This is a genomic window from Rhizobium sp. ARZ01 (assembly GCF_014851675.1).
In the GTDB taxonomy this organism is placed as follows: Bacteria; Pseudomonadota; Alphaproteobacteria; order Rhizobiales; family Rhizobiaceae; genus Mycoplana.
On the sequence record NZ_JACVAE010000003.1, the window covers coordinates 84,293 to 109,576 of the forward strand.

Below are 25,284 nucleotides of genomic sequence, written 5' to 3' on the forward strand. Positions count from 1 at the left end.
TCATATGGCCAGCTTATCCAACCGGATCATTACCATTGCGAACCAAAAGGGCGGGGTTGGTAAAACCACTACCGCGATCAATTTGGCGACCGCCCTTGCAGCGATTGGCGAGCGTGTGCTGATCGTTGATCTCGACCCGCAGGGCAATGCCAGCACAGGGCTCGGTATCGACCGTCGCGACCGCAAGCTCTCTTCTTACGACCTGTTGGTCGGCACGCATGGGATCTCTGAGATCGCCCAGCAAACAGCTGTGCCGAACCTGTCCATTCTACCGTCAACAATGGATCTGCTTGGCATCGAAATGGAAATTGCCGGTGAGAGCGATCGGGTGTTTCGCCTTCGGCGTGCGCTGTTTTCCGACGATGCGGCGGCATACTCCTACATCCTCGTTGATTGCCCGCCCTCGTTTAATCTGCTGACGATGAATGCGATGACAGCAGCCCATTCAGTGCTCGTGCCGCTGCAATGCGAGTTCTTTGCGCTTGAGGGTTTGAGCCAATTGCTTGAGACTGTCGACCAGATCAGGCGTTCGGTGAACCCGTCCCTGGATATCCAGGGTATCGTGCTGACAATGTACGATTCGCGGAATAATCTTGCTTTACAGGTGGTTAATGATGTCCGCTCTCATCTCGGAGAGAAGGTGTATCACACCCTTATTCCCCGGAATGTCCGCGTGTCTGAGGCCCCATCATATGGGAAGCCGGCTATCCTTTATGATCTGAAATGCGCCGGCAGCCAGGCCTATCTGCAGCTTGCGTCCGAAGTCATCCAGCGCGAACGGCAGCGGAAAGCTGCGTAAATTTTGTTGAGAGTAGACCCATGAGTGACGACAATTCGAAGCGCCGTCTCGGCCGTGGTCTGGCCGCGCTGATCGGCGAGATGGATCAGCCGATGCCGACGGGGGCCGCTCCGTCGGCGCCGATCAATCCAGATCGCCTGGCGCCGATCGAATTCGTTGGTAGAAATCCGCGCAATCCGCGCCGTTATTTTGACGAAGCCGAGTTGCACGATTTGGCCGCCTCGATCCGTCAGCATGGCATTGTGCAGCCTGTCGTTGTGCGTACGATCGGCCAGGAACGATTTGAGATAATTGCCGGCGAGCGGCGCTGGCGTGCAGCGCAGCTTGCTGGCTTCGTTGAGATTCCGGTGATCGTCCGGGATGTGGATGATCGTACTGCTTTGGAGATTGCGATCGTCGAAAACGTTCAGCGTTCGGATCTGAACCCTCTTGAAGAGGCGCTCGGATACGATCAGTTGATTGCTGAGCACGGCTATACGCAGAACGATCTCGGCGAAATTATCGGCAAGAGCCGCAGCCACGTGGCAAATAGCCTGCGCCTCCTGAAGCTGCCCGAGCCGGTGCGTGACATGCTGGCCTCTGGTGCGCTTTCTGCCGGCCATGCGCGCGCGCTGGTCCCCACGTCGGATCCCGTGGCGCTCGCAAAATCGATCGTAGCAAAAGGCATGTCCGTCCGCGACGCCGAGCGCTTGGCGCAGAACGACATCAAGGCACAGTCCGATCCGGACCACACACGCAAGCCGTCGCACAAGGAAGAAAAGGACGCCGACACGCTGGCGTTGGAGCGGACGCTGTCCGACAGTCTCGGCCTCGACGTGTCGGTAAGCCACAAGGCGGGCGGCGGATACTTGCGCATCAATTACAAGACGCTCGAACAGCTTGAAGAAATTTGCCGACTTTTGGAGCGCCGGTAACTGCCGGAATCTCTGCGCGCGTTCAGCCGCGCGCAGACTGGAGAACGGTTGATAGCAGTGTCTGCAATGCGACCGTCCCTTCCAGCGAGGGTCGCTGGCGGCTTTGAAGAATAGCAGCCTGAAGCCTTCCCATCTCGCGGCGGATCGCTTCGATTTTCCATCTTCTGAGTGCCAACTCGATAACTGGTTTGCGTCGGAAATGGAGCTGACGGCCGAGCGTTCCGACGACCAGTGAAGCGTCGGCGCGCTTCTCGTCCATTTCCGCCCGCATCAACTCGAGAAGCTGGAACTGCTTAAGGCAGGCCTGAAGGACGAGAAATACCGGCGTCTTGGAGGCCATGATCTTCTGCATGGCATTGAGAAACGAGGCCTGCTCGCCTTTCAGGATCGCATCGACCGCGTCATCGACGGAAATTGCGCTCGCGTCACCAATCGCTGCAAGGACGTCCCCCTCCTCGACGGTTTCGCGTCCGTGACAGTAGAGAGCAAGCTTTCGTATCTCGTTGCGCGAAGCGATTCGGTCTCCCCCGATCGATTCCATCAGCCGTTGTCGGGCAACTGGCGAAATGCGCAATCCCGCTTCTTCAAGCTCACCGTCGATCAGGCTGTTCAAGGCGCGTGTGTCATCGGCATAGCAGGGAATCGCGACTGCAATACGCGATGTTTCGACAGACTTGCGCAGGCCGGCACCTTTCTTCAGATCCCCGCCCTCAATGATCAACGTGCAACCCTTTGGCGCCTCCTTGCCGAGGAGATCAATCGCTTCCACGAGGGGTCGCTCGTTGCTGGCGTCCTTGATCCAGACAAGACGGTCCCCGCCGAAAAGTCCGATTGAGTTCATTTCGTCGAGCAATCGCCCTGGCTGGCCGATAAGATCGCCGGCCGTCATCCGGATGGTCGAGAACGCATCGTCGAGCGCAACGCCAGTTGAGCGGGCCAGATGCGCTGCCCGTTCGGAGACTAGCCCTCTATCCGGGCCATAGACCAGAAAAATTCCGCCAGATCGAGGCGCTCTTTTCAGAAACCCCTCGAACTCGTGCGACTTGATCTCAGTCATAGCCGGCTAACGCGTGGCAAGCGTTGCAGTGATATCCGCCCGCAGCAGTTCAGCCAACTCGCGCGCCGCCCGGTTCTCAGCATCGCGAATGGCGCGAAGTTTGGCGAATTCCTGGACCGGAAAATCGACGAGCGCCACGACTTGCCGTCGCCCGGAGCGAATAGTTTCGCCGGAGTCGGAGCGGGCAAGATTGTAGTCGCCAGTCATCACGACGCGGCCGGCGCGCGCGACGTCGTCTGACGAAGACACGAGAACGTCGATGTCACGCGAGGCGACGTTCAATTCCAGCTGATAAGCCGCCGTGGTCGGCTCGCCCGCACCGCCGTTCAGAAGGAACACCAGTTCGTTGCGGACTCGTTGCTCGACTCGGTCCTCAGCCTCGGAAATCGACACCGAAGCAGTTGTCCCATTGGTGGACGATCCAGCCGAATGCAACGGCCGAACCTGACAACCAGCAGAAGCTGCGAGAACGACGAGGCTGAATGCTGAAATCGCGAGTCTTCTCATGCGCCTTCCGTCAGACAACAACATTCACGATCCTCTGCGGAACGACGATGATCTTCTTCGGTGTTTTACCGCCAAGCGCGGCCTGAACCTGTTCCAGCCCCAGCACAGCTGCTTCGACGGCCATCTGATCTGCATCGCGCGCAATTGTCAAATCGGCGCGCTTCTTGCCGTTGATCTGTACCGGGAGGGTAACATCGTTCTCGGCAACCAGCGCCTCGATGTAAGCCGGCCATGCGGTGCTGGCGACGAGGCCCTCTCCGCCAATTACCTTCCAGCATTCCTCAGCCAGATGCGGCATCATCGGCGCCACCATCGCGATCAGAATTTCGGCAGCGTTGCGCACGGCGCCGATCATGTCGTCGTTCGCCTTGCCCTCGGCAACCGATGTCAGCGGCGCAGCGAGGACATTGACGAACTCATAGATCCGGGCGACGGCCTTGTTGAACGCCAGCTTGTCGTAGTCCAACTGGACTGCCTTCAAGGTCCTGTTGGCAGCACGCGACACCGCCAATGCTTCGCCGTCGACGCCCGCTCGGGATGGCGAAGCTTTCAACGCGGCCGACGCCTCGGAGATCAAGCGCCAGACGCGCTGGACGAACCTGTGCGCGCCCTCAACACCGGCCTCGGACCAGATGACGTCACGGTCGGGCGGGGAATCGGACAGGACGAAGAACCGGGCGGTGTCTGCACCGTAGGAGGCGATGATATCGTCCGGATCGACGACATTCTTCTTCGACTTCGACATCTTCTCGATCGAGCCGATCGTAATTTCTTCGCCGGATTCGATGTGAACTGCGCGGCGCTTGCCGTCGAGTTCCTCGATGCGAATTTCCGCCGGCGTCACCCATTCACGGCCCCGCTTGTAGGTCTCGTGCACGACCATGCCCTGGGTGAAAAGACCCTTGAAGGGTTCTTTCACGTCGAGATGACCGGCCACCTGCATCGCGCGGGTGAAGAAACGGGAATAGAGCAGGTGCAGGATCGCGTGCTCGATGCCGCCGATATATTGGTCGACCGGCAGCCAGGAGTCGGCAGCAGCCGGATCGGTCGGCCGGCTCTCCCAGGGCGCGGTGAAACGGGCGAAGTACCAGGACGAGTCGACGAACGTGTCCATCGTATCCGTCTCACGCCTCGCGTCCTTACCGCATTGCGGGCAGTTGACGTGCCGCCACGTGGCATGACGGTCGAGCGGATTGCCGGGGCTGTCGAAGGAGACGTCGTCCGGCAGCTTAACCGGCAGATCCTTTTTCGGCACGGGCACCACGCCGCAGTCTTCGCAATGAATGATCGGAATCGGGCAGCCCCAATAGCGCTGGCGCGAGATGCCCCAGTCGCGCAGACGGAAGTTCACCTTGCGCTCGCCTTGAGGGGCATTGCCGATGATTGTTTCGCCCAAGCGCTTTGCCACGGTTTCGAAGGCAGCCTGGGTCGAGAGGCCGTCCAGGAAGCGGGAATTGATCATCACCCCATCGCCGACATAGGCCTCGTCGTCAATTGCAAATGCGGCCGGATCTGCGCCTTCAGGCATCACGACTGGCACGACCGGCAGGCCGTACTTGCGCGCAAAATCGAGATCGCGCTGGTCGCCCGAGGGGCAGCCGAAGATGGCGCCGGTGCCGTAGTCCATCAGCACGAAATTGGCGACATAGACGGGCAAATCCCAGTTCGGGTCGAGCGGATGGCGGACCCGGATGCCGGTGTCCATTCCCATTTTCTCGGCTGTCTCGAGTGCAGCAAGCGAGGTTCCCGCGCGGCGGCACTCCTCGCAGAAGGACGCGATAGCGGGGTTCCGGCTTGCGGCGTCCTTCGCCAACGGATGATCGGCGGAGATGGCGAGGAACGAAGCGCCGAACAATGTATCGGGACGTGTCGTGTAGACTGTCACCTCGCTCGCATCGGTGAGGCCGGCTCGATCGGCGATCTCCCAGCGAATCAGCATGCCGTCCGAGCGGCCGATCCAGTTCTTCTGCATCAGACGGACTTTTTCCGGCCATTGGTCGAGTGTCTCGAGCGCCTGCAGCAGGTCGTCCGAAAAATCGGTGATGCGGAAGAACCATTGCGTCAATTCCCGCTGCTCCACCAGAGCGCCGGAACGCCAGCCGCGTCCATCGATCACCTGTTCGTTGGCCAGTACCGTATTGTCGACGGGGTCCCAGTTGACCTTCGACTGCTTGCGGTAGACGAGCCCCTTCTCCAGGAAATCCAGGAACAGGCTTTGCTGGTGCTGGTAATACTCGACGTCGCAGGTCGCGAACTCGCGCGACCAGTCAAGAGAAAGCCCCATGGCTTTCAGTTGGGCTTTCATCGAGGCGATGTTCTGGTAGGTCCAGGTCGCGGGATGAACGCCTCGCTCCATGGCTGCGTTCTCGGCCGGCATGCCGAAGGCATCCCAACCCATCGGGTGCAGCACGTTGAAGCCGCGGGCGCGCTTGTAGCGGGCAACCACGTCGCCCATCGCATAGTTGCGAACATGGCCCATGTGAATGCGCCCGGACGGATACGGGAACATTTCGAGGACATAGTACTTCTCCCGCGGATCGTCGTTCTTCGTCAGGAAGACGTTCTCTTCGTTCCATTTTGCCTGCCAACGGGGCTCGGCATCGCGGGGGTTGTAACGTTCAGTTGCCATGTCTTCGATATGTCCGGAAAGCTGTGGGCAAAGCCCATGAAAATTTGTGCCGAGACCTTCACCATGAAACCGCGAGAGCGTCAAGTTTTGACGGCCCTTCGCGCGGTAGAGTCCGATCGGTGATCTCGCTGTCTTGGCAAGCCGTCACGATTTCGCTAGGTCCGATACCGGTTCAAATATTGGAGGCCCGGGCATGGAATTGGAAGAGCGTCTCAACGAGGTTCGCGATCGTATCCGCAAGGCCGCTCTGGCCACCGGACGTGATGCGGACGCGGTCACGCTCGTTGCCGTGTCGAAGACTTTCGATGCGGATGCAATACGCCCGGCGATTGCGGCGGGTCAGAGGGTCTTTGGCGAAAACCGCGTCCAGGAGGCACAGGGCAAGTGGCCTGGGCTTCGCGACGAAACGCCTGACCTGAAGCTCCACCTGATCGGTCCGTTGCAATCCAACAAGGCGGCGGAGGCAGTGGCGCTGTTCGACGTCATCGAAACAGTCGATCGGGAGAAGATCGCCAGAGCAATTGCTGCGGAGATTGAGCGCCAGGGCCGTCGCCCGCGCCTCTACGTTCAGGTCAACACCGGGCTAGAAGAGCAAAAAGCCGGAATTGCGCCTGACGATGCCGCTTTGTTCGTTGCGTTTTGCCGGTCGGAGCTCGGGCTCGAGATTGAGGGGCTGATGTGTATCCCGCCCGTCGACGAAAATCCGGGTCCCCATTTCGCTCTTCTTGCCAAGCTTGCAAAGGAAGCAGGCGTCGAGCGACTGTCGATGGGAATGTCGGGGGACTATGAGACGGCCATCGCCTTTGGCGCGACGAGCGTGCGCGTGGGATCCGCCATTTTCGGTTCGCGGTAGTCACGCGTTCCGGGCGCTACCGTATTGCACGCGCCCCGCGGCCCACATCTGCGCAACCGGTGGGCGGCTGTGCCATGATGCTTGACCAATAAGAACGGGAAATCCGCGGCATTTCTAGCCCATTGGTCTGACTTCCCTGCGTGGAGGCAGTTCCCTATTCTTTCCTCCGGAGGGGCCGTCATCGACGGCCAAGTGTATTCCGGAGGAGCATGATCATGGCGAGCACCTACGCAGCCACCTACGCGCAATGGAAGGCCGAGCCGTCCCGATTCTGGGCGGACGCCGCCGGCGCTATCGACTGGTTCAAGACGCCGTCCATTGCATTTGATGGCGAGCGGGGCGTCTACGGACACTGGTTTCCCGATGGAGAGGTCAATACCTGCTACAATAGCGTCGACCGCCATGTCGCGGCCGGCCGGGGCGACCAGGCTGCGCTGATCTATGACAGCCCCGTCAGCGGCCAGAGGCGTCGTTTCACATATGGTGAGATGCTGGCCGAAGTCCAGGCCATCGCGGCGGTGCTGATCGATTTGGGGATCGAGCGCGGCGATCGTGTCATCATCTATATGCCCATGGTTCCCGAGGCAGTCTTCACCATGCTCGCCTGCGCCCGCATCGGCGCGGTCCATTCGATCGTCTTCGGTGGGTTTGCGGCGAATGAACTCGCGACCCGCATCGACGATTGCAAGGCGAAGCTTGTGGTGACGGCGAGCTGCGGCATCGAACCCGGCCGCGTCGTCGCCTACAAGCCGCTGCTTGATGCGGCAATCGAGATGGCCGGCCACAAACCGCAGCGTTGCCTGGTTCTCCAGCGCCCTGAATTGGCGGCTTCGCTTGTCGAGGGACGCGATGTCGACTTCACGACGACCGTCGCTCAAGCGAGACAAAGCGGCCGGGCTGTGCCTTGCGCTTCGCTGCGCGCGACAGATCCGCTCTATGTCCTCTACACCTCCGGGACCACGGGCCAGCCAAAGGGCGTATTGCGCGATAATGGTGGGCATATGGTGGCGCTTGCGTGGAGCATGAAGCATTTCTATGGCGCCGAGCCCGGTGAGGTGTTCTGGGCAGCGTCGGATATCGGCTGGGTGGTCGGCCATTCCTATATTGTCTATGGACCCCTGCTGAACGGAAGCACCACCGTGCTTTACGAGGGCAAGCCGGTCGGCACGCCGGACGCCGGTGCTTACTGGCGCGTAATCCAGGAGCACAGCGTTAGCATCCTCTTTACTGCGCCGACAGCGTTTCGCGCCATCCGCAAGGAAGACCCGTCGGCGGCCTTGATCGCGCAGTACGACCTGAGCTCGCTGCGCGCCCTCTTCCTTGCCGGAGAGCGGGCCGATCCGGACACGCTGCAATGGGCGGAAAAGGTTTTGCAAGTGCCGGTGATCGATCATTGGTGGCAGACGGAAACAGGTTGGCCGATGGCTGGTAACCCGCGCGGCCTGGGGCTTCTGCCGGTGAAGCATGGCTCGCCGACGGTTCCCCTCCCCGGCTACTCGATCGATGTGCTCGACGATGCCGGCCACACGGTCGATCCAGGTACGCTCGGCAACATTGTCGTCAAGCTTCCCCTGCCCCCGGGCTGCCTCCCCTCCTTCTGGAACGCCGACGAGCGCTTCCGCGCCGCCTGCCTTGCCGAATTTCCCGGCTACTACAAGACCTCGGACGCAGGCTATATCGATGACGACGGCTACGTCTTCATCATGGCGCGCACAGACGACATCATCAACGTTGCGGGTCACCGCCTCTCCACCGGCGCAATGGAAGAAGTCTGCGCCAGCCACCCGGACGTTGCCGAATGCGCCGTCATCGGTATTGCCGATGCCTTGAAAGGACAGATCCCAGCCGGCTTCCTCGTACTTAACAACGGTGTTTCACGTGAATCATCGCTCATCGAGGGCGAGGTTGTTGCGCTCGTGCGCGACCGGATCGGCCCGGTCGCTGCCCTCAAGACGGTTGTCTGCGTCAAGCGTCTGCCGAAAACGCGCTCCGGCAAAGTCCTGCGTGGAACGATGCAGAAGATCGCTGATCGCGAGGATTGGAAGATGCCTGCGACGATCGACGATCCGGCCATTCTCGACGAGATCCGCGAGGCGCTGCACGCGCATGGCATTGGGGTCTAGTGGGCGTCACTCGCCCTCTGGACGAGGCGCACCACGGTCGGCGGGCATTTGCGTCGCTGTCACCCTTCACGCCCTTCCCCAAAAGAAAAGCCCGGTCCTTGCGGCCGGGCTTTTTGCATGAGGAAAACGATAACTCAGAGGTCTTCGTCTTCGTCCTCGGTGCGTGAGGACTTCAGCGATTTCAGCTTGGCGAAGACGGCGTCTGCGTCGATTTCCTTCTCTTCTTCGCGCTCGTGTTCGCTATAGGGCAGCTTTTCCGTTTCATGCGCGGATTCGAGCGTTGCACCGAGTTCGGCGGCGGTCGGCAGCGGCCGGCCCTTCGAGGCGCGTTCGACTTCAAGGTCGAGGTCGATCTGCGAGCAGAGGCCGAGGGTGACTGGATCCATCGGCGTCAGGTTGGCCGAGTTCCAGTGGGTGCGTTCGCGGATCTGTTCGATCGTCGACTTGGTGGTGCCGACGAGACGCGAGATCTGGGCATCCTTCAATTCGGGGTGATTACGCACCAGCCAGAGAATTGCATTGGGGCGGTCCTGGCGCTTGGAGACGGGCGTGTAGCGGGGTCCCTTGCGCTTCGATTCCGGCACGCGGACCTTCGGCTCGGAAAGCTTGAGCTTGTGATTCGGATTGGATTCGGCGCGGGCGATCTCGTCGCGGGAGAGCTGGCCGGTGGCGATCGGGTCGAGACCTTTGATGCCTTGAGCCGATTCGCCGTCGGCGATCGCCTTGACTTCGAGCGGGTGCAGTTTGCAGAACTGGGCGATCTGGTCGAACGACAGCGCCGTGTTGTCGACCAGCCAGACGGCAGTCGCCTTTGGCATGAGCAGTTGTTGAGCCATGGATACAATCCTTCTGTACGTCCGCGCCGGGGTCGCGGGCCGTGGGTATAAACCACTGATTTCCGGGAATTGTGCACCTCTATAGCGTCGTTGTCGCGGAAATGCAATTCTTCAAATGACAAATGACCTTTGTCTAATTGCCGTAAGGGTTTGACCTGATATGTATGCCTTGATCGATCGGGCTGGAGGAGTCTGCCCGACCACGCGTATGAGGAGGAATTCATGTCTGCCAAGACCTATCCGGTCCTGAAATCCGCGAAAAACCGCGCGCTGATCGACAACGATACCTATCAGAAATGGTATCGTGAAAGTGTCGAGAATCCGGAGCGCTTCTGGGACAAGCACGGAATGCGGATCGACTGGTTCAAGCCTTATACGAAAGTGAAGAACACGTCCTTCACAGGTAAGGTTCCGATCAAGTGGTTCGAGGATGGCATCACCAACGTCTCCTACAATTGCATCGACCGGCACCTGAAGGCGCATGGCGACCAGGTGGCGATCATCTGGGAAGGCGACAACCCCTACATCGACAAGAAGATTACCTATAACGAGCTCCATGAGCACGTGTGCCGGCTGGCAAACGTGATGAAAAAGCACGGCGTCAAGAAGGGCGACCGCGTCACGATCTACATGCCGATGATCCCGGAAGCGGCGTATGCGATGCTCGCCTGCGCGCGAATCGGCGCCATCCACTCGGTGGTGTTCGGCGGCTTTTCGCCCGATGCCCTTGCCGGACGTATCGTTGACTGCGAATCGACCTTCGTCATTACCTGCGACGAGGGCGTGCGCGGGGGCAAGCCGATCCCGCTGAAAGAAAACACTGACACGGCGATCGATATCGCCGCCAAGCAGTTCGTGATCGTCAATAAGGTGCTGGTCGTTCGCCGTACGGGCGGCAAGACCGGCTGGGCGCCGGGCCGCGACCTCTGGTACCATGAGGAAGTTGCGAGCGTCCCGCGTGACTGCCCGCCGGCGAAAATGAAGGCTGAGGATCCGCTATTCATCCTCTACACGTCAGGCTCGACCGGAAAGCCCAAGGGTGTGCTGCACACCACCGCCGGCTACCTTGTCTACGCCTCGATGACCCACAAGTACGTCTTCGACTACCAGGATGGTGACATCTATTGGTGTACCGCTGACGTCGGCTGGGTGACGGGGCATTCCTATATCGTCTACGGTCCGCTGGCGAACCGCGCGACGACATTGATGTTCGAGGGGGTGCCGAACTTCCCCGATGCGGGCCGCTTCTGGGAAGTGGTCGACAAGCACAAGGTCAACATCTTTTACACGGCGCCTACGGCAATCCGCGCGCTGATGGGCGCGGGCGACGCCTTCGTCAAGCGCTCCTCGCGTTCGTCTCTGCGCCTGCTCGGCTCCGTCGGCGAGCCGATCAACCCGGAAGCTTGGGAATGGTACTACCACACAGTCGGCGAAGGCCGTTCGCCGATCGTCGATACCTGGTGGCAGACCGAGACCGGCGGCATTCTGATATCCCCCCTCCCCGGGGCGACCGAGTTGAAGCCGGGTTCGGCGACGCGGCCGTTCTTCGGCATCAAACCGCAACTCGTCGACAACGAGGGGAATGTGCTCGAGGGTGCAGCGGACGGCAATCTGTGCATCACCGACAGTTGGCCGGGTCAGATGCGCACTGTCTATGGTGACCATCAGCGCTTCATCCAGACCTACTTCTCGACCTACAAGGGCAAGTACTTCACGGGTGACGGCTGCCGACGCGATGAGGACGGCTATTATTGGATCACCGGCCGCGTCGACGACGTGCTGAACGTGTCCGGCCACCGGCTCGGCACGGCGGAAGTCGAATCTGCGCTTGTCTCGCACCACCTGGTTTCTGAAGCTGCCGTCGTCGGCTATCCGCACGGTCTGAAGGGGCAAGGCATCTACTGCTACGTCTCGCTGATGGCGGGCGAGGAAGGTACGGACACGCTTCGCCAGGATCTGATCAAGCACGTCCGAAAGGAGATCGGGCCGATTGCAACGCCGGACAAGATCCAGTTTGCGCCCGGCCTGCCCAAGACCCGCTCCGGCAAGATAATGCGCCGCATCTTGCGCAAGATCGCCGAGGACGATTTCGGCGCATTGGGGGATACGTCTACCCTTGCCGATCCGGCGGTCGTGGATGATCTTATTGCCAATCGTCAGAACAAGGCTGCCGGCTAAGGAACAGGCCAACATTTTTGCATGGAACAGCGACCTCAGGGTCGCCGTTCTCGCATTAAGTATCATACGGGCCGCTGGCAGTGCGGGGGAAGCTTGCGGCCACCGTGATAAGCGGTGGCCAGGCCGGCGGCGACCAGGTCCTGAGCCGGATTCGTCCCGTCTGCGAGGCGAACGTCCGCCACGACGCGGCCAAAGTATTTGTCGCCGGAGACGTTCGTAAGCAGCACGGATCGGCCCTCTCCCACCAGCTGGTCGAGGCGATCCTTCGCCGTTCTCGCGGCACGGCGGATCTCGCTGCACTTGGCCTTCAGTTCCGGAGCGTCGATGCCGCGCAACCGAACCAATACTTCGACGGTCTGTTGCGGCCACGGGCGAGCGGAAACCAGAATAGTGTCACCATCCACGACGCGGATGACGTCCGCGATAACAGGGCCAGCCACGCCTTCTGCAGCAAGCGCTATCTCCGTTCCGCCTATCAGGCAGGTCGCAAGGACAATAGGAGCTACGAGGTGGCGAAACGATTCCATGAAAGGAATATATTCCGCTTCCCGTTCGATGACAATAGGATTGTAGACCTATCAGAAATCGATGGCACGGCCATTGATTTCCCAGTCGCCGAAGCGTGCTGGGTCGAGACCGCCCCGCCCACCGATCTCCGGCGGCATCACCTGAGCCTTCTCCGTAGCCCGGCGTTCTTCTGCCTCCCTCAATGCACGGATGGCCGCGGGGGGGAGAACGCGGTTGCCGCCGCTGGAATTGTCGTTATCGCCGTGCATCTTGCTCACTCGTGTCCGGCCATATTGAAGAAAGGCCCCTGGTTCCCCATCATATAGGCACAATACCAATAGCGGCAAAGCTTTGATTCACGTGAAACATCGCCGCAGCCGCACCACACACCGGAGACGTCCTATGAACCTCGTCCGCACGGCGATGCTGTTGGCCTTTCTGACGGCCCTCTTCATGGCCGTCGGCTTCCTGATCGGTGGCAAGAGCGGCATGATGATTGCGCTTGTTATTGCTGCGGCCACGAACCTCTTTTCGTACTGGAATGCCGACAAGATGGTGCTGTCGATGTACGGCGCCAAGGAGGTCGACGAGCGCAGCGCGCCCGAGTACTACGGCATGGTCCGTGACCTTGCCGCACGCGCCGGCCTCCCAATGCCCCGCGTCTATGTAATCAACAGCGAACAGCCAAACGCATTTGCGACCGGGCGCAACCCGCAGAATGCAGCGGTTGCCGCATCCACCGGCCTTCTCCAGGCGCTTTCCTATGAGGAAGTTGCGGGCGTCATGGCGCATGAGCTTGCCCACGTCCAGAACCGTGACACGCTGACGATGACGATCACGGCAACAATTGCCGGTGCGATCTCCATGCTTGCCAATTTTGCCATGTTCTTCGGCGGCAATCGCGAGAACAACAACAACAACCCACTGGGCTTCGTCGGTGTACTGGTCGCGATGATCGTCGCTCCCTTCGCCGCGATGCTGGTGCAGATGGCAATCAGCCGGACGCGCGAATACTCAGCGGATCGCCGCGGCGCCGAAATCTGCGGCAATCCGCTGTGGCTCGCATCCGCGCTTCGAAAGATTGCAATGGCTGCAGGCCGCATTTCGAATGAGGAAGCCGAACACAATCCGGCGACGGCGCACATGTTCATCATCAACCCGCTGTCGGGCGCGCGGATGGACAACCTGTTTTCGACCCATCCGGATACTGGCAACCGCATTGCCGCGCTCGAAGCGCTGGCGACAGAAATGCAGCAGACCTCGACGCCGCAGGCCTCGCCTGCTAAGGCCGAGCGCAAATCGCGTTCCGTTCCGTCGACCGGCTGGGGACGCGGTGGTTCACAACCACCAAAAGGTCCCTGGTCTTGACATCCGATCACCGCAGAAACGATTCGCAACCGAAACAAAAATCACGCAACACGCGTCCACGGAGCAAGAGTGGGGCCGACAGCCAACTGCCGGAAATGGAAAAGGCCGGTCTCAGGCCGCGCCAGGTTGCCGCCAAATTGCTTGCAGCGGTCGTCGACCGGCAAACTTCGCTCGACGGGATGCTCGACGCAGAGAACGGCAATCCCGGCTACCGGGCGCTGAACGAGGCTGACCGCGCGCTCGTTCGGGCGATACTCAATTCTGCCCTCCGGCACCTGCCGCGGATTCAGGCCATCATACATTCGCTGGTCGAAACACCGCTCCCGGACGGCGCTCGCAATCTCTACCATGTCCTAACGGTAGCGTCTGCGCAAATACTCTACCTGGACGTGCCTGATCATTCCGCCGTTGATCTGGCAGTGGAGCAGGCACGGAGCGATCCGCGCAGCAGTCGATTCGCAAGTCTGGTGAATGCCGTGCTCCGGCGGCTCGCCCGTGAGAAGGCGCAGCAATTGACGGCCACGCAGGCCGTTCCGGTCGTGCCGTCCTGGTTTTTCGACCGCCTGGTGCAGGTTTACAGGCACGAGCATGCGGCGCGGATCTCAGAATCGCTGCTCGCGCCGGCGGCGATCGATCTCACCGTCAAATCGGATCCGCAGACGTGGGCAACGAGACTCGGTGGACAAGTTTTGTCGACCGGTTCGGTACGCCTTTCGGCGTTCGCTGGCCGGATTCCCGATCTCGACGGCTTTGCGGAGGGGGAATGGTGGGTGCAGGACACCGCAGCCTCGATACCAGCGAAGCTATTTCCAATTCTGAACGGTCAAAGAGTGGCAGATCTCTGCGCCGCTCCAGGCGGCAAGACGGCGCAGCTCGCGCTCGCCGGTGCTCGGGTCACTGCCCTCGACCAATCCGCCAATCGAATGAAGCGCCTCGATGCCAATCTCGACCGCCTTGGCCTGTCGGCCACGACGGTCGAGACGAACCTGCTGGATTTCCGCCCAACGGATCTCTTCGATGCCGTTCTCCTCGATGCGCCCTGCTCCTCGACCGGCACGATCCGGCGTCATCCGGACGTGCTCTGGACGAAGGGCCCGAAGGATATCGAAAAGCTGGCGCAACTGCAGGAAAAACTTCTGCGGCACGCGCTGACGCTGGTAAAGCCCGGCGGCCATCTCGTCTTCTCCAACTGCTCGCTCGATCCGCTCGAGGGTGAGGAGGTGACCGCGAGCGTCCTAGCCGACGTGCCCGGCTGGTCGCGCGTTGCCATCGACCCCGCCCCATGGCCCGGATTGGAAGAGGCCGTTTCGCCACTCGGCGAGTTTCGCACGACGCCGGCGATGTTGCCGGGGGACCAGGCGATCGCGGGCGGGCTGGACGGCTTTTATGCTGTTCTGCTAAAGCGGGATGCTTGAAGAAAACTGCGCTGCATTGCAGCGCAGAAGTCGATTACCGGGCTGCAAAATACTCGACTCGACGGTTTGGCCATCAACAACCGGCATTGGTCTGCGAATTGACGCAGCGGAATCCTGTGCCTACCAATAGGATGCGGGAAAGAGTTTGTTAAGAATGCGGCTTTCGGACCAGCAACGGCTCGTCTACTTGTATGGACGTGAGACGTGGAGGCGCTTTTCGCGGCGACTGGCTGTGGGGCGCGTCTCGGCGCTGCGCTTTGCCGGCCGCACTCCAGACAGGCTGCTGGTCGCGCCGACCGATTTGCGGCCTGCAGACGCATTCACCGCGGAGGAAATCATCGCCGGCCGAATTCCGCTGGCGGGTCGGATGCTCGATTGCGAGGGCGAAACGCCCTTTTCGCTAGAACTCCCCTCAGAAGAGTTTGCCCGGCGACTGCATGCCTTTGCCTGGCTTCGTCACATGCGCGTGGCCGAAAAGGAAGATGCTTCGCCTGTCGTTCGCGCGGTTATCGGCGACTGGATCGAGATACACGGGCGGGTTCTCGCCGGGATCGCCTGGCGACCGGAGGTGATCGCCGAGCGCATCATCGCCTGGTTGTCCCATTCTCCCGTCGTCCTGCGCGACGCCGACTATTCCTTCTATCGCCGCTTCTTGAAGAGCCTTGCTTTCCAGGTTCGCTACCTGCGCCACATTGCCGACACAACGCGTGAAGGGGAGACGAAGCTGCACGTCCGGATTGCGCTCGCCATGGCGTCGATCGCCATGCCCAATTCGGGCGCGGCCGTCCGTCGCGCCGCCCGGCATCTCGACCGGGAACTGGACCGGCAGATCCTGGCCGATGGTGGCCATGTGTCGCGCAATCCGCGCGTCGGCCTGGATTTGCTGTTCGATCTGTTGCCGCTCCGGCAGACCTACGTCAATCTGGGCCACCACGTTCCCCAGCGGCTCATCCCCTGTATCGATCGTATCTATCCGGCGCTGCGTTTTTTCCGACATCAGGGCGGCGAACTCGCATTGTTCAATGGGGCGACCTACACGCTTGCAAACGAACTTTTGTCGGTCCTTCGATACGACGAGACCTCAGGCGCGCCGTTTCGCGGCCTGCCGCAGACCGGCTACGAAAGGATCGAAGCCGGTGACACCACGATCATCGTCGATGCCGGAAAGCCACTCTCGGTCCCCCTTTCGACCTCGGCGACCGCCGGTTGCCTTTCGTTGGAAATGTCGTCAGGACGGAACCGCTATTTCGTGAACTCCGGCCTGCCGCGCTTTGCCGGGGAAGCGATCCGGCAATTGTCGCGCGCAACGGCCGCCCATTCCGTGGCCACCTTGAATGATACATCCTCGGCCCGAATCTCTGCCTCGCGCTATCTCGGTCCGGTCATTTTCGGTGGCATATCGAAAATTGACGCGGCGCGTTACGAGGGAGGTGACGGCGCCGAGGGGCTGAAGGCCAGCCATGACGGATACCTGGCGAACTTCGGCCTGCTTTACGAGCGGGATATCTATCTGAACGCAGCGGGAACGGAAATTCGCGGACGCGAACGGTTCATGAAGCCCGATGGGACCGTGCCCGCCGGCGGCAAGAGCGTCGCGGTCGTACGCTTTCATGTTCATCCATCGATCCGCATCGTCCCCGTGGGCGAACATGAAGTTCGGCTGGTCGCCCATGATGGCGATAGCTGGGTATTCACCTGCCTCGACGTAGCCGTCGTGGAAGAAGAGGATGTCTTTCTCGCCGATCCGACGGGTGTGCGCGCCGCGCGACAGCTGACGCTCACCATGCCGCTCGCAAGTGTTCCGGAGCTGCAATGGCTCATGCGACGGGATCGCCGCTGAAGCCTCAAGATTGGCGGTTTCCTCGCCTGCGCTCGTGTGTTAACGGGGCACATGCACTCCGCCGGCGGCTTGCTCGGACGTCGGCCCCCTACTCCCGGAGATACCCCATGGCCGTTGCTTCCAAGAAAATCCCAGCACCCGATCGCGTGCAGATCAAGACCGCGCTTTTGTCTGTTTCCGACAAGACCGGGATCGTTGAACTTGCAGCCGCGCTGGCAAAAGAGGGTATCCGCCTTCTTTCCACTGGTGGAACCCACAAGACCCTGGCCGACGCAGGCCTGACCGTCACCGACGTTTCCGAGATCACCGGCTTTCCGGAGATCATGGACGGTCGCGTCAAGACGCTTCACCCCAATGTCCATGGCGGCTTGCTGGCGATCCGGGACGATGCGGAGCACGTCGAAGCCATGAAGACGCACGGCATCGGCGCAATCGACCTCGCTATCATCAATCTCTATCCGTTCGAAGAGGTTCGCGCCAAGGGCGGCGACTACCCGACGACGGTCGAAAATATCGACATTGGCGGCCCGGCGATGATCCGCGCCGCGGCCAAGAACCATGCCTATGTGACGATCGTGACCGATCCTGCCGACTATTCGGCGCTGATCGGGGAGCTTGCGACGGGTGCGACCTCGTACGCCTTCCGCCAGCGTCAGGCGGCCAAGGCGTACGCGCGCACCGCAGCCTATGATACCGCCATCTCCAACTGGTTTGCCGAAGCGCTCGATATCGGCACGCCGGCATACCGCACGATTGGTGGCGTCCTGAAGGAAGAGATGCGCTACGGCGAAAACCCGCACCAGAAGGCGGCATTTTATGTCACCGGCGAAAATCGCCCCGGGGTTGCGACAGCCACGCTGCTGCAGGGCAAGCAGCTTTCCTACAACAACATCAACGACACCGACGCGGCATTCGAGCTCGTTGCCGAGTTCCTGCCGCAGAACGGTCCGGCCTGTGCCATCATCAAGCACGCCAACCCCTGCGGCGTTGCGACGGCTCCGACCCTGAAGGAAGCCTACAAGCGGGCGCTTGCCTGCGACCCAGTTTCTGCCTTCGGCGGCATCATCGCGCTGAACAGCACGCTTGATGGCGAAACGGCCGAGGAGATCGTCAAGCTCTTCACCGAGGTCATCATCGCGCCGGACGCCGATGAGGCCGCGCGTGCCGTGATTGCAAGTAAGCCGAACCTGCGCCTCCTCATCACCGGCGGCTTGCCGGATCCGCGAACCCCTGGCCTTTCGGCAAAGACGGTCTCGGGTGGCCTTCTGGTGCAGAGTCGTGACAACGGCATGGTGGAAGATCTGGACCTGAAGGTCGTCACCAAGCGAGCACCGACGGCACAGGAACTCGAGGACATGAAGTTCGCGTTCAAGGTCGCCAAGCACGTCAAGTCGAACGCGGTCGTCTACGCCAAGGATGGTCAGTCGGCAGGCATCGGCGCCGGTCAGATGAGCCGCGTCGATTCGGCCCGCATCGCCGCGCTCAAGGCGGAAGAAGCGGCGAAGGCGATGGGACTGGCGGAGCCGCTGACGCGCGGTTCGGCCGTGGCCTCCGAGGCCTTCCTGCCATTCGCGGACGGGCTTCTGTCAGCCATTGCAGCCGGCGCCACGGCGGTCATCCAGCCAGGCGGCTCCATGCGCGATGCCGAGGTTATTGCCGCTGCCGACGAAGCCGGCGTTGCGATGGTCTTCACCGGCATGCGCCACTTCCGCCACTAAGCGCAGCGGAAAGCGTGACTCCGGCGCTCAATTGCGCCGGAGGTCTCAGATGTCTCTCCCGAAAGCAGGAACCGGCTTCGGGACACAGGCATGCGCAAAAACAATGAGATAGGGCGCGCAGAGCGCGTCCGTTAGATCGTGGTACGCCATCGTACCGCCACACCGACTGCTTGGGAGCCGGCGCTGCGCTTCCGCATGACGGAAGCGCATATATCACCCACGCAGGCCGGGCGCTTCTTGTCCCGTGCGCTCGACATACTCGGTATAGCCGCCGCCATACTGATGAATCCCGTCCGGCGTCAATTCGAGCACCCGGTTCGAAAGCGCAGCGAGGAAATGGCGATCGTGCGAGACGAAAAGCATGGTGCCCTCGTAGGCCGATAGCGCCTTGATCAGCATTTCCTTCGTGTCGAGGTCAAGGTGGTTGGTCGGTTCGTCGAGAACGAGGAAGTTCGGCGGATCAAACAGCATTGCCGCCATCACCAGCCGTGCCTTCTCGCCGCCGGAAAGCACGCGGCATCGCTTCTCGACGTCATCGCCGGAAAAGCCGAAACAGCCGGCCAGAGCGCGCAGCGGTGCCTGGCCTGCCTTAGGAAAACGCTCCTCAAGCCATTGCAAAATGGTGCTGTCGCCATCGAGAACGTCCATCGAATGCTGGGCAAAGTAGCCGAGCTTGACGCTGGCGCCGAGCGAGACGCTCCCCTTGTCCGGTATGGTGGTACCGGTGACCAGCTTGAGCAAGGTCGACTTGCCGGCGCCGTTGATGCCCATGATGCACCAGCGTTCGCGCCGGCGCACCATGAAGTCGAGACCGTCATAGATCGTGCGGCTGCCATATGCCTTGTGGACGCTCTTGAGATTGACGACGTCTTCGCCGGAGCGCGGCGCCGGCAGGAAGTCGAAGGCAATGGTCTGGCGTCGGCGCGGTGGCTCGACGCGGTCGATCTTCTCCAGCTTCTTGACCCGGCTCTGGACCTGCGAGGCGTGGGATGCCCGCGCCTTGAACCGCTCGATGAACTTGATCTCCTTGGCGAGCATTGCCTGCTGGCGTTCGAACTGGGCCTGCTGCTGCTTCTCGTTCAGCGCCCGCTGCTCCTCATAGAAACCATAGTCGCCGGAATAGGTCGTCAGCGCACCCGCATCGATCTCGATGATCTTGGTGACAATCCGGTTCATGAATTCGCGGTCGTGCGACGTCATCAGCAGCGCGCCGTCGTAACCCTTCAGGAAGTCTTCCAGCCAGATCAGGCTTTCGAGGTCGAGGTGGTTGCTCGGCTCGTCGAGCAGCATGACATCCGGTCGCATCAGGAGAATGCGGGCAAGCGCCACGCGCATTTTCCAGCCACCTGAGAGCTTTGAGACGTCGCTGTCCATCATCTCCTGGCTGAAGCTGAGCCCGGCCAGAACCTCGCGCGCGCGTCCCTCCAAGGCATAGCCATCGAGTTCCTCGTAGCGCGCCTGCACCTCGCCGTAGCGTTCGATGATCGCATCCATTTCGTCCATGCGGTCGGGATCCGACATGGCTGCTTCCAGTTCCCGCAGCTCCGCTGCCACGACGCTCACAGGGCCCGCCCCTTCCATCACCTCGGCAACGGCTGAACGACCGCTCATTTCTCCGACATCCTGGTCGAAATAGCCGATCGTCATACCCTTCTCGACCGAGACCTGCCCCTCGTCGGGCAGTTCCTCGCCGGTGATCATCCGGAAGAGCGTCGTTTTTCCGGCGCCGTTCGGGCCGACAAGCCCGATCTTTTCGCCACGGTTCAATGCCGCGGAGGCTTCGATGTAGAGAATGCGGTGGCTGCTGGACTTGCTGATATTGTCGATACGGATCATTGGAGAGACGGCCTGGTGGGTTGCGGGGCACCTATGCCACGGGCCGGCGGCGCTGTCACGCGGACAAGCGCGTTGATACCGCTCACACCGCAGTCAATGTGACATCACCATCACGCGTTTTCGAGTGCCTGCGCCAGATCAGCGATCAGATCGTCTGAATGCTCGATCCCGATCGACAGCCGAATTGTCGAATCGAAAATCCCGATGCGTTGACGCACCTCCACCGGCACGCCCGAATGCGTTGTACTTGCTGGGTGACTTGCCAGCGACTCCGTGCCCCCGAGGCTGACAGCCAACTTGAATATCTGCAGGGCATTCAGGAAGCGAAACGAGGCGGGCTGGCCACCGCGGATGTCGAAGGAGAAGGTGGAGCCTGCTCCGGTGCACTGGCGGGAGAAAACCTTGCCGACCGGGCTTTCGGGGTCGTGGTAGCCCAGATAGTGGATCGTCTCCACCTTTGCATGGTCATGCAAGAAGTCGGCGATTGCACGTGCATTGCCGTTGGCCTTTTCCATGCGGATCGAGAGCGTTTCGAGCGAGCGGCCGAGCATCCAGCAGGAATGCGGATCAAGCTGCGTGCCGATCGCGCCGCGCAGTGCTTTCACGGGCTTCATGACTGATCTGGGGCCAAGCGCCGCTCCGGCGATCAGATCGGAATGGCCACCCACATACTTGGTCAGCGAGTAGAGTGAGATATCGGCACCATGTTCAATCGGCTGCTGGAAGACGGGGCCGAGCAGCGTGTTGTCGCAGGCAATGATCGGCCGTCCTCCCTGTTTTTGGCCGATGGCCTCTGCAATGCCGCGAACCAAGGCTATATCGACCAGGCTGTTGGTGGGATTGGCCGGTGTTTCGATAAGAATGACCGAAACGCGACCCTTCGTCATCGCCTCTTCGGCAGCAGACTGCAACGCTGTCTCGTTGAGGCCGTCTGCGAACCCGACGGCTTGGACGCCAAGGTTGAGCATGGTCCTGCTGAGCAGTGTTTCCGTTCCACCGTAGAGCGGCTGAGAATGCAGGATCACGTCACCCGGACGGGCAAAGGCCAGCAGCGTGGTCGCGATTGCGGACATTCCGGAGGAAAAGAGCGCGCCGCTTTCGGTCCGCTCATAGATTGCAAGCCGGTCCTCGACGATTTCGCTGTTGGGGTGGTTGAAGCGGGAATATACCAGACCGCCGGTGGTGCCGGCCGGCGGTTCGCGGCGTCCGGCGGTATAGTCGAAGAAATCCCGCCCCTCCTCGGCCGAACGGAATACAAAGGTCGACGTCAGGAACACGGGAGGCTTCACCGCGCCTTCGGACAATTCCGGATCGTAACCGTAATTCAGCATCTGCGTTTCAGGATGCAGGTCGTGGTTTCCGATGCGCGTCTTGGACGGGCGGGGTGCGGTCATTGCAACGTCTCCTTTGTATTTCGCGTTTCGTGCATCTCGGACGCAGAGCCACGGCCTGAAGATGCTCGATGTCGTTCCACAACAGCATCGCGTCTGCGACGTCAGCAGATACCGAGAATGCCTCTTGAAATTGCCGCATTCAACGGCCATGTGCAGTCCATGCATATGGATACGTTTGTCAGGATTTCGAGGCTCATCGATCAAGCACGCTCCCTTACCCGGAGCTGGCAGCCTTGAACCTGTAACGCCGCCACAGACCCCGCCGCTCCGGGAACCACGCTTTCGAACAGTGCGGTTCATTTCGCGCCGTCTATACGGCGCACTGATGGAGCGTATCCATGTCGTTATTTCGGTCCCGCCTGATCTGCGTCACCTGTAACCGTCACCTTCCGGGCGCAGCCATCCGCTGCCCCTGGTGCAAGACGCCAGTCCACGCCATTGCCGCCCGTCGCGCTTCCGGCGTTGTTCGCGAGCGAGCCGTGCATCCGCCGGTTTCTTCGCGGTTCGGCGAAGGAGCCGGACAATGAATCCAACGACGAGAACCAGCGATCGCGACGCCAGATCCGGCGGCATGGGCATGGACGAATTGCAGCAGGTCGGGGTTCTTCCCTGGCGCATCCGGCGTGATGGCGAGCCGAAGATATTGCTCATCACGTCGCGCAGGCGAGGTCGATGGATCGTGCCCAAGGGTTGGCCGTTGAAGGGATACCCGCCCCTCGTCGCAGCATCGCGGGAAGCCTTCGAGGAGGCGGGCGTCATCGGTGACATCTCGCCTGAACCGGTGACCACATATCGATACATGAAAGCCCTGGACGACGGCTCGGAGGTCCCCTGCCGTGTTGCGGTGTTTGGCATGAACGTGCGGGGCACGTTGAGCCATTGGCGCGAGAAGGGGCAAAGGCAGCGGCGGTGGTTTTCCTTAGGCGCCGCAGCAGACAAGCTCGACGATGTCGAGCTCGCCGAGTTTGTGAGGGTACTCGATGCCGCGCCGGAGCGGCTGGAGCCATCCAGCCGGTCTGGTAGGCGGAGGCTGCAGCTCAACCAACAGCACAATGTTGGGAGCTGAGAGGCGCCGATGTTTCTGACAGGTTTCGCACGCCGCCGCCGGCGGATCTCTCCCATCCCCATTCGCAGGGTCAGCGTCGAACGCTGATTGCCTGGCGCCACTAACTGCGACGGCAAGAGTGGCGTCAGGATATTGCTCCGAACCGATATTGATATCTGCAGAGCAACGCCGGCCATGCATCGGCCCGTTGCCCATTTCCAGAAAGAGCCAGCAATGAGCTTCAGATACACCCATAGTTTCCCCATCAGCGGCCCAAACAAGCTGCCCCGCTTCAAGCAATGGGCGGAACAGAACATGCCGGGCGTCGCCGTGTCCCTGCCACCCCAGGTGCCGGTCAAGAGCACGGCCCTGACGGTACGGCTGAAGTCCATCGAAGACCGCAACACGCTGATCGGGAAACTGGAAGGCGTCAGCTTCTAAGGACCTGAGACGGCGGCGAACGAACAGTGTTTCACCATCCCATAAGCATTTCGGTTACAAACGATGTTTATAGGGAGCGGTCGTGTCGTTCGCCGTCGTGCCTTGCACGTGAATTTCCCTCGATACCAGCGATTTTTCGGACCAGACATCATGGTAAAGGCTCTCGTTTCCAATCAGCGTTATGCAGTGTTCATCGGCGTCGGGACGGCCGCGCTCGCGTCGCTTGGCGGTGGCTTGCTGTATAGCGGCTGGCTGTTCATCGCCGCTGCGATCTGCGGTGCATTGTTCCTTCTCGGCATTCACGATCTGCGCCAGCACAAGCACGCGATCCTGCGCAACTATCCGGTCGTCGGGCACCTGCGCTTCCTCTTGGAAAGCATCCGGCCGGAGATTCGCCAGTACATCATTGAAAGCGATAACGACGCCGTTCCATTCAACCGACAGGATCGCGGCCTCGTCTACCAGCGCGCCAAGGGCGTGGAAGACAAGCGGCCCTTCGGCACCATCGAGAATGTCTACGGCTCCGGATATGCCTGGCTTACCCATTCGGCGATACCGGTCACCATCGCCGATACGGACTTCCGGGTGCGCGTCGGCGGTCCGGCCTGCAAGCAACCCTACGACGCCAGCCTCTACAATATCTCGGCCATGAGCTTCGGCTCGCTCTCGGCCAATGCCATCCTTGCGCTGAATACCGGGGCAAAAAAGGGTGGTTTCGCCCATGATACCGGTGAAGGCAGCATCAGCCGCTACCACCGGCAAGGCGGTGGCGATCTGATCTATCAGGTCGCATCCGGCTACTTCGGCTGCCGCGATGAGGACGGGAAGTTTTCTCCGGAAAAATTCGCTGAGCTTTCTGCCGATCCCCAGGTCAAGATGATCGAGATCAAGCTAAGCCAGGGTGCGAAACCGGGTCATGGCGGCATGTTGCCAGCCTCGAAGATTTCCCCCGAGATCGCCGAGGCGCGCGGCATTCCAATGGGAATCGACTGCACGTCGCCCGCCGCGCACAGCACGTTCTCCACGCCGATCGGCCTGATGCAGTTCGTCGGTCAGCTGCGAGAGCTTTCGGGCGGCAAGCCGGTCGGTTTCAAGCTGTGCATCGGGCACCGCCGGGAATTCATGAGCATGGTCAAGGCCATGCTCAAGACAGGCATCGTTCCCGATTTTATCGTCGTCGACGGCGCGGAAGGCGGCACGGGCGCTGCCCCGGTCGAATTCGCCAACCGAGTCGGCATGCCGATGCTCGAAGGCCTCACCTTCGTTCACAACACGCTGCGCGGCGCGGGTATTCGCGATCAGGTCAAGATCGGTGCTGCCGGAAAGATCGTGTCCGCCTTCGACATCGCCCGCACGCTGGCGCTTGGCGCGGACTGGTGCAATGCGGCGCGTGGTTTCATGTTCGCCATCGGCTGCATCCAGGCGCAGTCCTGTCACACCAACAAGTGTCCGGTGGGGATCGCCACTCAGGACCCCGTGCGCCAGCGCGCGATCGACCTCGGCGACAAGAGTGACCGTGTTGCCCGCTTCCATCGCAACACCATGCGGGCGTTGGGCGAGATCGCGGGTGCCGCCGGCCTGAGCAATCCCAGCGACTTCATGCCATACCATTTCATGTTCCGGCAGAAGGACAACGAGTTCCTCGACGGCAACGAAGCCTACCCCTATCTGCCCCAAGGGTTCCTCGTGTCCGGCAATGAAGTCCCCGAACTGGCCGACTGGTACGATCGTTGGGACCGCGCCGGCGCTGACAGCTTCGCGCCGCCCGAAATCCCGCATGGGCCGTTTCGAAAGCGCAAGGCCGCGTGAGGTTCCCAGCGATGG

The 25,284-nt window shown here is 61.1% G+C and carries 20 protein-coding genes; 12 read left to right on the top strand and 8 right to left on the bottom strand.

Going from position 1 to position 25,284, the window contains the following annotated elements; all coding sequences use genetic code 11:
• The first annotated feature begins 4 nt into the window (after positions 1-4).
• Both IB238_RS17870 and IB238_RS17875 read left to right on the top strand, forming a co-directional pair.
• Positions 5-799 (top strand): ParA family protein, encoded by a 795-nt coding sequence (locus IB238_RS17870; RefSeq protein ID WP_192250006.1) that lies wholly within the window; start codon positions 5-7, stop codon positions 797-799.
• 20 nt (positions 800-819) lie between these two features.
• Entirely contained in the window at positions 820-1,713 is an 894-nt protein-coding gene (locus tag IB238_RS17875; RefSeq protein ID WP_192250008.1) for a ParB/RepB/Spo0J family partition protein, read from the top strand.
• A 22-nt stretch (positions 1,714-1,735) separates the two neighbouring features.
• Here IB238_RS17875 and holA read toward each other — a convergent pair whose 3' ends face one another.
• The 3 genes from holA to leuS are packed head-to-tail and all read right to left on the bottom strand — an operon-like array spanning position 1,736 to position 5,906.
• Positions 1,736-2,770 (bottom strand): DNA polymerase III subunit delta, encoded by a 1,035-nt coding sequence (gene holA, locus IB238_RS17880; protein ID WP_192250011.1) that lies wholly within the window; start codon positions 2,768-2,770, stop codon positions 1,736-1,738.
• Between the two features lie 6 nt (positions 2,771-2,776).
• Positions 2,777-3,301 (bottom strand): LPS assembly lipoprotein LptE, encoded by a 525-nt coding sequence (gene lptE, locus IB238_RS17885; protein ID WP_192250013.1) that lies wholly within the window; start codon positions 3,299-3,301, stop codon positions 2,777-2,779.
• Entirely contained in the window at positions 3,288-5,906 is a 2,619-nt protein-coding gene (gene leuS / locus IB238_RS17890; protein WP_192250015.1) for a leucine--tRNA ligase, read from the bottom strand. The genes lptE and leuS overlap by 14 nt, the downstream gene beginning before the upstream one ends.
• A 193-nt stretch (positions 5,907-6,099) precedes the next feature.
• On the opposite strand from leuS, the gene IB238_RS17895 reads away from it, so the two are divergent.
• Positions 6,100-6,759, top strand: a complete 660-nt coding sequence (locus IB238_RS17895) for a YggS family pyridoxal phosphate-dependent enzyme (RefSeq protein WP_192250017.1) — start codon at positions 6,100-6,102, stop codon at positions 6,757-6,759.
• Between the two features lie 215 nt (positions 6,760-6,974).
• On the top strand, positions 6,975-8,882 hold the full coding sequence (locus tag IB238_RS17900; protein ID WP_192250019.1) for a propionyl-CoA synthetase: 1,908 nt from the start codon (positions 6,975-6,977) through the stop codon (positions 8,880-8,882).
• Between the two features lie 134 nt (positions 8,883-9,016).
• Here the strand turns inward: IB238_RS17900 and IB238_RS17905 are convergent, their stop codons facing one another.
• A complete protein-coding gene (locus IB238_RS17905; RefSeq protein WP_192250021.1) occupies positions 9,017-9,718 on the bottom strand; it encodes a DUF1013 domain-containing protein in 702 nt (233 codons plus the stop codon).
• A 222-nt stretch (positions 9,719-9,940) separates the two neighbouring features.
• Between IB238_RS17905 and acs the strand changes: the two genes are divergently transcribed.
• Entirely contained in the window at positions 9,941-11,896 is a 1,956-nt protein-coding gene (acs, locus tag IB238_RS17910; RefSeq protein WP_192250023.1) for an acetate--CoA ligase, read from the top strand.
• Positions 11,897-11,958: 62 nt separating this feature from the next.
• On the opposite strand, the gene IB238_RS17915 is transcribed toward acs, so the two are convergent.
• Together IB238_RS17915 and IB238_RS17920 are read right to left on the bottom strand one after the other, a co-directional pair.
• Positions 11,959-12,423, bottom strand: a complete 465-nt coding sequence (locus IB238_RS17915) for a thermonuclease family protein (RefSeq protein ID WP_192250026.1) — start codon at positions 12,421-12,423, stop codon at positions 11,959-11,961.
• 51 nt (positions 12,424-12,474) lie between these two features.
• Complete coding sequence (locus tag IB238_RS17920; RefSeq protein ID WP_192251270.1) at positions 12,475-12,672, bottom strand: DUF1674 domain-containing protein; 198 nt, start codon at positions 12,670-12,672, stop codon at positions 12,475-12,477.
• 133 nt (positions 12,673-12,805) lie between these two features.
• On the opposite strand from IB238_RS17920, the gene htpX reads away from it, so the two are divergent.
• The 4 genes from htpX (at position 12,806) to purH (ending at position 18,744) form a co-directional block, all read left to right on the top strand.
• Positions 12,806-13,771, top strand: coding sequence for a zinc metalloprotease HtpX (gene htpX, locus IB238_RS17925; RefSeq protein ID WP_192250028.1), 966 nt, complete (start codon positions 12,806-12,808; stop codon positions 13,769-13,771).
• 95 nt (positions 13,772-13,866) lie between these two features.
• The gene (locus IB238_RS17930) at positions 13,867-15,186 is read left to right on the top strand and encodes an RsmB/NOP family class I SAM-dependent RNA methyltransferase (protein ID WP_192250031.1); all 1,320 of its coding nucleotides are present in this window, start codon (positions 13,867-13,869) and stop codon (positions 15,184-15,186) included.
• Between the two features lie 154 nt (positions 15,187-15,340).
• Positions 15,341-17,026: a heparinase II/III family protein gene (locus IB238_RS17935; protein ID WP_192250034.1), complete on the top strand. Its 1,686-nt coding sequence runs from the start codon at positions 15,341-15,343 to the stop codon at positions 17,024-17,026.
• A gap of 107 nt (positions 17,027-17,133) precedes the next feature.
• Complete coding sequence (purH, locus tag IB238_RS17940; protein WP_192250037.1) at positions 17,134-18,744, top strand: bifunctional phosphoribosylaminoimidazolecarboxamide formyltransferase/IMP cyclohydrolase; 1,611 nt, start codon at positions 17,134-17,136, stop codon at positions 18,742-18,744.
• A 213-nt stretch (positions 18,745-18,957) separates the two neighbouring features.
• On the opposite strand, the gene abc-f is transcribed toward purH, so the two are convergent.
• Complete coding sequence (gene abc-f / locus IB238_RS17945) at positions 18,958-20,580, bottom strand: ribosomal protection-like ABC-F family protein (protein WP_192250040.1); 1,623 nt, start codon at positions 20,578-20,580, stop codon at positions 18,958-18,960.
• 110 nt (positions 20,581-20,690) lie between these two features.
• Positions 20,691-21,974 carry a cystathionine gamma-synthase family protein gene (locus tag IB238_RS17950; RefSeq protein ID WP_192250042.1) on the bottom strand — a complete coding sequence of 428 codons (1,284 nt, stop codon included), beginning with the start codon at positions 21,972-21,974 and terminating at the stop codon, positions 20,691-20,693.
• A gap of 523 nt (positions 21,975-22,497) precedes the next feature.
• On the opposite strand from IB238_RS17950, the gene IB238_RS17955 reads away from it, so the two are divergent.
• The 3 genes from IB238_RS17955 to IB238_RS17965 all read left to right on the top strand — a co-directional run bounded on the left by IB238_RS17955 (position 22,498) and on the right by IB238_RS17965 (position 25,269).
• A complete protein-coding gene (locus IB238_RS17955) occupies positions 22,498-23,040 on the top strand; it encodes an NUDIX hydrolase (protein WP_246723719.1) in 543 nt (180 codons plus the stop codon).
• A 213-nt stretch (positions 23,041-23,253) separates the two neighbouring features.
• Positions 23,254-23,460, top strand: a complete 207-nt coding sequence (locus IB238_RS17960) for a hypothetical protein (RefSeq protein WP_192250045.1) — start codon at positions 23,254-23,256, stop codon at positions 23,458-23,460.
• Positions 23,461-23,610: 150 nt separating this feature from the next.
• Entirely contained in the window at positions 23,611-25,269 is a 1,659-nt protein-coding gene (locus IB238_RS17965; RefSeq protein ID WP_192250047.1) for an FMN-binding glutamate synthase family protein, read from the top strand.
• The last annotated feature ends 15 nt before the right edge of the window (positions 25,270-25,284 follow it).

Bases quoted from the DNA above. Each gene is read 5' to 3' on its own strand.
- IB238_RS17895 (WP_192250017.1), top strand. From the start codon at position 6,100: ATGGAATTGGAAGAGCGTCTCAACGAGGTTCGCGATCGTATCCGCAAG.
- lptE (WP_192250013.1), bottom strand. From the start codon at position 3,301: ATGTTGTTGTCTGACGGAAGGCGCATGAGAAGACTCGCGATTTCAGCA.
- htpX (WP_192250028.1), top strand. From the start codon at position 12,806: ATGAACCTCGTCCGCACGGCGATGCTGTTGGCCTTTCTGACGGCCCTC.
- IB238_RS17905 (WP_192250021.1), bottom strand. From the start codon at position 9,718: ATGGCTCAACAACTGCTCATGCCAAAGGCGACTGCCGTCTGGCTGGTC.
- IB238_RS17900 (WP_192250019.1), top strand. From the start codon at position 6,975: ATGGCGAGCACCTACGCAGCCACCTACGCGCAATGGAAGGCCGAGCCG.
- leuS (WP_192250015.1), bottom strand. From the start codon at position 5,906: ATGGCAACTGAACGTTACAACCCCCGCGATGCCGAGCCCCGTTGGCAG.
- IB238_RS17920 (WP_192251270.1), bottom strand. From the start codon at position 12,672: ATGCACGGCGATAACGACAATTCCAGCGGCGGCAACCGCGTTCTCCCC.
- IB238_RS17960 (WP_192250045.1), top strand. From the start codon at position 23,254: ATGAGCTTCAGATACACCCATAGTTTCCCCATCAGCGGCCCAAACAAG.
- IB238_RS17930 (WP_192250031.1), top strand. From the start codon at position 13,867: ATGGAAAAGGCCGGTCTCAGGCCGCGCCAGGTTGCCGCCAAATTGCTT.
- holA (WP_192250011.1), bottom strand. From the start codon at position 2,770: ATGACTGAGATCAAGTCGCACGAGTTCGAGGGGTTTCTGAAAAGAGCG.
- IB238_RS17915 (WP_192250026.1), bottom strand. From the start codon at position 12,423: ATGGAATCGTTTCGCCACCTCGTAGCTCCTATTGTCCTTGCGACCTGC.
- IB238_RS17870 (WP_192250006.1), top strand. From the start codon at position 5: ATGGCCAGCTTATCCAACCGGATCATTACCATTGCGAACCAAAAGGGC.
- purH (WP_192250037.1), top strand. From the start codon at position 17,134: ATGGCCGTTGCTTCCAAGAAAATCCCAGCACCCGATCGCGTGCAGATC.
- IB238_RS17965 (WP_192250047.1), top strand. From the start codon at position 23,611: ATGGTAAAGGCTCTCGTTTCCAATCAGCGTTATGCAGTGTTCATCGGC.
- IB238_RS17955 (WP_246723719.1), top strand. From the start codon at position 22,498: ATGAATCCAACGACGAGAACCAGCGATCGCGACGCCAGATCCGGCGGC.
- IB238_RS17950 (WP_192250042.1), bottom strand. From the start codon at position 21,974: ATGACCGCACCCCGCCCGTCCAAGACGCGCATCGGAAACCACGACCTG.
- acs (WP_192250023.1), top strand. From the start codon at position 9,941: ATGTCTGCCAAGACCTATCCGGTCCTGAAATCCGCGAAAAACCGCGCG.
- IB238_RS17875 (WP_192250008.1), top strand. From the start codon at position 820: ATGAGTGACGACAATTCGAAGCGCCGTCTCGGCCGTGGTCTGGCCGCG.
- abc-f (WP_192250040.1), bottom strand. From the start codon at position 20,580: ATGATCCGTATCGACAATATCAGCAAGTCCAGCAGCCACCGCATTCTC.
- IB238_RS17935 (WP_192250034.1), top strand. From the start codon at position 15,341: ATGCGGCTTTCGGACCAGCAACGGCTCGTCTACTTGTATGGACGTGAG.